This window comes from Corallococcus sp. AB049A, from assembly GCF_003668885.1.
In the GTDB taxonomy this organism is placed as follows: Bacteria; Myxococcota; Myxococcia; order Myxococcales; family Myxococcaceae; genus Corallococcus; species Corallococcus interemptor.
In genome coordinates this window covers 1-7,239 of record NZ_RAWL01000425.1, presented here as the reverse complement: position 1 = coordinate 7,239, position 7,239 = coordinate 1, and the positions used below count along the sequence as shown (strand labels likewise).

The 7,239-nt window shown below is 73.4% G+C and carries 5 protein-coding genes and 1 pseudogene; 3 read left to right on the top strand and 3 right to left on the bottom strand.

Annotation, left to right across the window (positions count from 1 at the left end; genetic code table 11):
* Positions 1-2,980: amino acid adenylation domain-containing protein (locus D7X55_RS32325; protein WP_147470286.1), on the top strand; the 2,980-nt coding region annotated here is incomplete at its 5' end.
* 15 nt (positions 2,981-2,995) lie between these two features.
* On the opposite strand, the gene D7X55_RS32320 is transcribed toward D7X55_RS32325, so the two are convergent.
* Positions 2,996-4,267, bottom strand: coding sequence for an endonuclease/exonuclease/phosphatase family protein (locus D7X55_RS32320; protein WP_121725073.1), 1,272 nt, complete (start codon positions 4,265-4,267; stop codon positions 2,996-2,998).
* Between the two features lie 289 nt (positions 4,268-4,556).
* Here D7X55_RS32320 and D7X55_RS32315 point away from each other — a divergent pair, with 289 nt between their 5' ends.
* Together D7X55_RS32315 and D7X55_RS32310 are read left to right on the top strand one after the other, a co-directional pair.
* The gene (locus tag D7X55_RS32315; protein ID WP_121725072.1) at positions 4,557-5,669 is read left to right on the top strand and encodes an XdhC family protein; all 1,113 of its coding nucleotides are present in this window, start codon (positions 4,557-4,559) and stop codon (positions 5,667-5,669) included.
* Positions 5,666-6,256 carry an NTP transferase domain-containing protein gene (locus tag D7X55_RS32310; protein ID WP_120550172.1) on the top strand — a complete coding sequence of 197 codons (591 nt, stop codon included), beginning with the start codon at positions 5,666-5,668 and terminating at the stop codon, positions 6,254-6,256. Before D7X55_RS32315 ends, D7X55_RS32310 begins: the two co-directional genes overlap by 4 nt.
* Here the strand turns inward: D7X55_RS32310 and rpiA are convergent.
* Both rpiA and D7X55_RS32300 read right to left on the bottom strand, forming a co-directional pair.
* Positions 6,231-6,938 carry a ribose-5-phosphate isomerase RpiA gene (gene rpiA, locus D7X55_RS32305; RefSeq protein ID WP_121725071.1) on the bottom strand — a complete coding sequence of 236 codons (708 nt, stop codon included), beginning with the start codon at positions 6,936-6,938 and terminating at the stop codon, positions 6,231-6,233. The genes D7X55_RS32310 and rpiA overlap by 26 nt on opposite strands.
* A 26-nt stretch (positions 6,939-6,964) precedes the next feature.
* Positions 6,965-7,239 (bottom strand): annotated as a pseudogene (locus tag D7X55_RS32300) (AI-2E family transporter); the annotation flags it as partial.

Here is a 7,239-nt window from a genome sequence, read left to right as displayed (position 1 = left end):
TCCCCCCACCGCGCAGATCGCTTTCGGATCCACGGTGTTGAAGCAGCCGGAGCTGCTGCGCAGGGCGGCGCGGGTGGCGCGGCGGCTGAAGGACGAATGGAACGTGGGGCCGGGAGACCGCGTGGGCCTGATGGTGGTGCCCGGGCCGGAGGTCATCCCGGCCATCCTGGGCATCTGGATGGCGGGCGCGGCCTACGTGCCGTTGGATCCGTTCCTCCCCGACGAGCGGCTGTTGCGCATCCTGCGCGACGCGGGCCTGCGCGGCGTCGTCACCCAGCGCATGCACCGCGTCTCCGTGGGGCTGCTGGAGACGTGGCTGGGCTCTCCCCTGCCCTTCCTGGAGGCGGAGACGGCGGGGATGGATTCACCGGGTGACGAAACCCCCACGGACGTCATCGACGCGCCGCCGGACCGGCCCGCCTACCTCATCTACACCTCCGGCAGCACCGGTGAGCCCAAGGGCGTGGTGTGCACGTTCCGGGGCCTGTCGAACCTGGTGCACGGCGTGGCGCCGCTGTTGGGCCTGGGGCCGGACACGCGGCACCTCCAGTTCGCCAGCATCAACTTCGACGCGTCGGTGTGGGAGGTGTTCCCCACGCTGTTCGCGGGCGGCACCGTGGTGCAGGGCACGCGCGAGGACCTGCTGCCCGGCCGGCGCATGGCGGACCACCTGCGCCAGCAGCGCGTGACGCACCTGTGCCTGCCCCCGTCCGTGCTGGGGCAGCTGGGGCCGCACGTGGACACGCTGCCGGACGTGGCCTGCGTGGTGATGGCGGGCGAGCGCTGCCCGGCGCCGCTCGCGGAGCGGTGGCACGCGTCCGGCCGCCGCGTCTTCAACGCCTACGGCCCCACGGAGGGCACGGTCTGCGCGACCGCGTACCAGGTACAGGGCGGCGAGTCGCCCGTGCCCATCGGGCAGGCGCTGCCGGGCGTGCGCGTGCGCGTGGTGGGGCCGGACGGCCAGGACGCCACACAGGGCGCGACGGGCGAGGTGTGGATTGGCGGCGAGGGCGTGGCGGAGGGCTACCGCAACCAGCCCGAGCGCACCCGGGAGCGCTTCCCCACGGACGCCCGGGGCGCCCGGTGGTACCGCACCGGCGACGAGGCCTTCGTCCGCGCGGACGGGGCGCTCGTGTTCCTGGGCCGGATGGATCAGCAGGTGAAGCTGCGCGGCTTCCGCATCGAACTGGAGGCCATCGAGCAGGCGCTGTACGCGTACCCCGGCGTGGCGCAGGCGGCGGTGACGGTCTTCGAGCACACGGACGCTCAAGGGCAGACGACGGGCCTGCTGGTGGCCTACCACAGCGTGCAGGAGGGCCACGCGGTGTCGCTGGATGCGCTGCGCGCGCACCTGGGCGTGGTGCTGCCGGACTACATGGTGCCGCACCGCTTCGTGGAGCTGCCGCGCCTGCCGCTCATGCCCCACCTGGGCAAGGTGGACCGGCAGGCCCTGCCTCCCCCCGCGGACTGGATGGGGGCCACGAAGTCCACCGCCCCCAGCACGCCCGCGACTCCCGCCACACCCATTGAAAAGCTGTGCCGTGCCTTCGAGCGGGGCCTGCGCGCGGCGCCGGGCACCGTCACGGCGAACACGCACTTCTTCCAGGCGGGCGGTGACTCGCTGGGCGTGGCGCACGTGCTGGCCCAGGTGGAGGAGGACTTCGGCGTGCCGCTGCCGTCGCGCCGCGTGTACTCGCACCCCACGCCGCAGCTGCTCCTGCCCTTCTGCGAGGCCGGCGCGGCCCCGTCGGAAGGCGGCCCCCAGAGCGTGCGCGCCACGCTGCTCACCGACGCCCGGTCCGCGGGGCTGCCCCCGCTGACGTTGCCTTCCGGGGTGAAGCAGCCGCCGCGCACGCTGCTGCTCACGGGGGCCACGGGCTTCCTGGGCATCCACCTGCTGGCCGCGCTGGCGCCGCGCGTGGAGCGCATCCACTGCCTGGTGCGGGCCCGAGACGACGCGGAGGCCGGCGCCCGGCTTCGCGCCACCGCGCGCAAGTACGGCGTGCACCTGCCCTGGCGCGACGGGCGCATCCAGGCGGTGGCGGGCGACATCACCCGGACGCGGCTGGGGCTGGAGGCCACCGTGTATGACGCCCTGGCGCTCCAGTGCGACGCGGTGGTGCACTCGGCCGCGAGCATCAGCTACATCCTGCCGTACGCGGATGCGGGCCGGCCCAACGTCGCCGGCACGCAGCAGGTGCTGGCCTTCTGCGCGCACGGCCGCGCCAAGCCGCTGCACCACGTGTCCTCGCTCAGCGTCCACGGCGCGGTGGGCACGCTGCTGGGCGTGGAGGAGGTGTCCGAGGACTTCGCGCTGGAGCGCTCGCTGGACCTGATGGTCTACGAGAACGGCTACACGCGGGCCAAGTGGGTGGCGGAGCGGCTCGTCGCGGACGCGCGCGAGGGTGGCCTGCCGGTCAGCATCTACCGGCCGGGCTTCATCCAGGGCCACAGCCGCACGGGCATTGGCAACGCGGACGACATGCTGTGCCGGCTCCTGGTGGGCAACGCGCAGCTGGGCCTGTCGCCGGACCTGCCGGACAAGTACTGGCTGCCGGTGCCGGTGGACTACGTGGCCAACGCCACCGCGCACCTGGTGCTCACGCAGGCGCCGGGCGGCAACTACAACCTGGCGCCGGAGCGCGAGCAGGAGCCCTCCCACAACGCCCTCTTCGACCTGCTGGGCGTGCACGGGCACCCGGTGCGCCGGGTGGCGCCGGCGGTGTGGCTGCGGGAGCTGGGCCGGGTGGGGCCGGACAACGCCCTCTTCCCGCTGGTCGCGTTCCTGCGGGAGAAGGTCTACCACGGCACCCGCACGGTGCTGGAGCTGCACCACCGCACGCCGCGCGTGCGCACGGACCACACGCGCGCCGCGCTGGCGGGCACGGACCTCCAGTGCCCGGACATCGACGCGGCCCTGCTGGGCCGCTACGTGAAGGACCTCTTCGCGCGCCACCGCCACTCGGCCCTCGCCGCGTAGCGGTGGCGGGGGACGTCAGTGGTGCGGCGGGGCCTTGGGCTGTCCGTCGACGAAGCGGTAGTGGGCCACCACCGGCTGGTGGTCCGAGGACTCCGTGGAGCGGTCCACCTCGAAGAGGACGGGGGCCAGGGAGCGCGTCGCGTAGAAGTTGTCGAAGCGCTTGCCCGTGGCGTGCACCACGCCGTGGCTGTCCGGGTGCGAGGTGAGCGTGGCGCAGTCCGCGATGTCCTGCAGGCGCCACCACGCGGGGCTGTGCTTGGGAATCTGCCCGGAGCTCAGCTCCTGGCGCGCGTGGTGCGGCGTCGTCAGCGAGTGGTCCGCCAGCCGCACGCGCACCGTCGTCGCGTGGCACACCGTCTCCGGCAGGTCCTGCTCCAGCGTGTGCAGCTCATGGCGCAGGCGCGGATCCGCGATGTTGCCCACGCCCCGGTCGCCCACGGTGACGTTGTGCATGTCGTCGCCGTAGCGCTGGCGGAACTCCTCGATGGTGTCCGTGTCGTTGTCCTGCTTCGGGTGCAGCAGGTGCGCCACCAGCCACGAGCCGCCGCGCTTGATGGCGGTGTTGGCGTTGAAGTCGCCCAGCACGACGGCGGGGACGCCCTCGCGGCGGCGCAGGAGCGCGTTGAGCTGGCGCAGGTTGAGGGCGTTGATGGCCGAGTCGCCCAGCGCGTGGTGCAGGTTGTAGAGATAGATGGGGCGCCCCTCCACCTGGAGCTTGAGCCAGAGCACGCCCCGGTCCTCCACCAGCTCGCCCGCGTAGCCCTGGCGCGCGATGGCGTCACTGCGCTCGGCGTCGGTGAGGACGTAGGTGAAGTGCGCGGCGTCCACGATGGGGTGGCGGCTGAGCCACGCCTTGCCGTTGATCAGCCGCGTGCCGCCGTCGCCGTCGCTGCCCTGGTACGCCAGGTGGAAGCCGAAGCGGGACGCGAGCAGCACCGACATGGGCACGCCCGCCTCCTGCAGGCCGATGACGTCCGGCATGCGGTCCTGGGCCTCCAGCTGGGTGAAGTACTCCAGCAGCGCCTCCTGGCGCTCGCCGCCCATGAGGATGTTGTAGCTCATCACCGTGAGGCCCGGTCCCCGGGGCGCGCGCGGCGAGGGGTGGTGCACGATGAAGGTCCGGCCGTCTCCCAGCCGGCGCTCGCTGGTGGGCAGCGGCACGGACTGGAAGTCCGGCAGGGTCAGGGTGGGGTCACGCTTCGGCAAGATGTCCTCCTGCCCGCCCGGCTTGCGTCCGAGCAGGTGTCCAACCGCGGGCAGGTGCTCCAGCACTTCGGGCATCTTCATGCCGCCCTCCCCTTGCTGGGGCGACAGGCCCGCGGGGTGCCGTAAGCAGAGGGGAAGCGATGTCGGGCATCACGCCGTCGCGCTGTGGATTCCACCGGGCCTCCATCTAAAAGTCCTCCGCTCAAGTTCGTGGCGGTAGGCCTTGTCCGCCAGCGTCATGCAGAGGCCGGGCGGCCGGCTGGATGGCTGCCCTGCGTGCGCGGGACAGGAAGCGGACGTCGGACGGTGCACACCGGGCTTGAGTGGAATCGGCCCGGGCTCGGCACGTGGGTGGTTAGATGGGTGGGCGATGAAGGAACTCGATGACCTGCTGAAGGCGTGCGGGCGCGCCTCCGGTCCGGTGGTGCTGGCGACGGTGGTGGCGGTGTCCGGCTCGTCGTACCGGCGCCCGGGCGCGCGCATGCTGATGGGCGCGGACGGGTGGCTGGCCGGTGGGGTGAGCGGCGGGTGTCTGGAGGGAGACCTGGTGCGCAAGGCCTTCTTCTGGACGTCGGGCGGGCCGCGCGTGCTGCGCTACGACACCACCGGCGACAACGCGGAGGACGAGGGCGGGCTGTCGTTCGCGCTCGGGTGCAACGGCGTGGTGGACATCCTGCTGGAGCGCTGGGAGCCCGGCCCGGGTGACGCGCTCGCCTTCGCGGACGAGGCGCGCAAGCAGTCGCTGCGCGCGGTGGTGGCCACCGTGTACCGGGGCCCCGCGGAGTCCGTTGGCGCGCGGCTGATGCTGCGCGCGGACGGCGTGTCGGCGGGGAACCTCACGGGCGCGCTGCTGGAGCCGGCGCGCGCGGCGGCCACGGAGGCGCTGGTGCGCGGCGTGCCGTGGAGCGGCGCATGCGGGGGCGCGGAGGTGCTGGTGGAGGTGGTGGAGCCGGCGCCGCCGGTGGTGGTGTTCGGCAGCGGCTTCGACGTGGCCCCCGTGGTGTCGCGTGCGCAGGGGTTGGGCTGGCACCTGACGGTGGTGGCGGACCGGCCCGTGGACCTGCTGCGCCGCCGGTTCCCGCGTGCCCAGGCGCACGTCGCGTCGCGGGCCAGCGAGGTGCTGGAGAAGGTCCCGCTGTCCGAGCGCAGCGTGGTGCTGGTGATGACGCACAGCCTGCCGCAGGACCGCGAGCTGCTGGCGCGGCTGGTGCCGCTGCCGGTGCGCTACCTGGGCGTACTCGGGCCGCGCTCCCGCACGGAGCGCATCCTGAGGGAGCTGGCGCATCCGCCCACCGCCGCGCAGCTGGAGAAGCTGCACGCGCCCATGGGGTTGGACCTGGGCGCGGAGGGCGCGGACGAGATTGCCCTGTCCATCATCGCGGAGGTGCAGGCGGTGCTGGCCGGACGCGACGGAGGACGGCTGCGCGAGCGGCAGGCGCCCATCCACGGAGAGGCCACCGCGCCGGAGCGCAGGTCCGCGTGACGACCGTCGCCATCGTGCTGCTCGCCGCTGGCGGCTCTTCGCGGCTGGGACAGCCCAAGCAGCTGTTGCGCCACGAGGGCACGTCGCTGGTGCGGCGCGCGGCGGAGCGGGCCCTGGCCGCGAGCCCCGTGGTGACCGTCGTGCTCGGTGCGAAGCGTGACGAGGTGGGCGCGGAGCTGCGGGGGCTCGCCGTGCGGTGCGTGGACAATCCGGGCTGGGCGCTGGGGCAGGGCTCCTCGCTGCACGCCGGCCTGCGGGTGCTTCCGCCGGACGTGGACGGTGCGCTCCTGATGCTCTGCGACCAGCTGCGCGTGGACACGGACCACCTGCGCTCGCTCATCGCCACCTTCGAGCGCACGCACGCGCCCATCGTCGCGTCCGCGTACGCGGGCACGCGGGGCGTCCCCGCCCTCTTCTCCCGCGCCCTCTTCCCTGAGCTGGCGGCGCTCGAGCCCACGGGCGGCGCACGCGGGCTCATCGCCCGTGACCCTTCGCGCGTCGTGGAGGTTCCACTGCCCGGCGGCGAGGAGGACGTGGACACCGCCGAGGACGTCCTGCGCCTCACGCGCCCCGGACGCGATGGGTGATGCCTTCCGGTCCGGCCACCAGCAGGTCGGTGGTCAGGTTCAGGAACAGGCCGTGCTCCATCACCCCGGCCCGAGCATCCAGCTTCGCGGCCAGCCCCGCGGGGTCGCTGATGGGCCCGAAGTCACAGTCCAGCAACACGTTGCCCTGATCCGTGTGGTACGGCGCTCCGTCCAGCGCGAGCCGCACCACCACGCGCGCGCCCAGCGACTCCAGGAACAGCGCCTGCGAGCGCCAGCCGAAGGGCAGCACCTCCACCGGCACCGGCCACTTCGTGCCCAGCCGGGGTGACAGCTTGGGCGCGTCCACGATGATGATCTCCCGGCGGCTGGCCTGCGCCACCACCTTCTCGCGCAGCAGCGCCCCGCCGCCGCCCTTGATGAGCGACAGGTCCGGCGCCACCTCGTCCGCGCCGTCGATGGTGAGGTCCACCACCGGATGCACGTCCAGCGTGGTGAGCGGCACCCCCAGCGACGTGGCCAGGGCCTCGGTCGCGCGCGACGTGGGGATGCCCACCACGTCCTTCAACGTCCCGGCGGAGAGCAGCGCGCCCAGCCGCTTCACCGCGTACGCGGCCGTGCTGCCCGTGCCCAGCCCCACCACCATGCCCGGCTGGATGAAGTCCACCGCGCGCTCCGCCGCCGCGCGCTTGAAGGTCGCCGAAACAGTCTCATCGGAAGTCATCGTGGGGCTCGCGGAAAGCAAACGGCTCAGTGCGGCGCCCCAGGATGCCCGGAGTCAACCGGGGGCGCACGCCGCGCTTCACCTCGCGGCGGCCCGAGTGGACCCGCCAACAGTGCCTCGTCCGCGTTCCCCAGACCGGAGGACAATGCCAACGTCTGGCGCCGTTCGCGCTTCCACGCCTTGCGCCGCTCGCGCTGCACCTCCGTGAGCAGCACCTGCCCCGCCGCCGCCGCCGGCACCGCGAGGATGACGCCCAGCAGCCCCGCCACGGTTCCGCCCACCAGCGCCACCAGGGAGATGA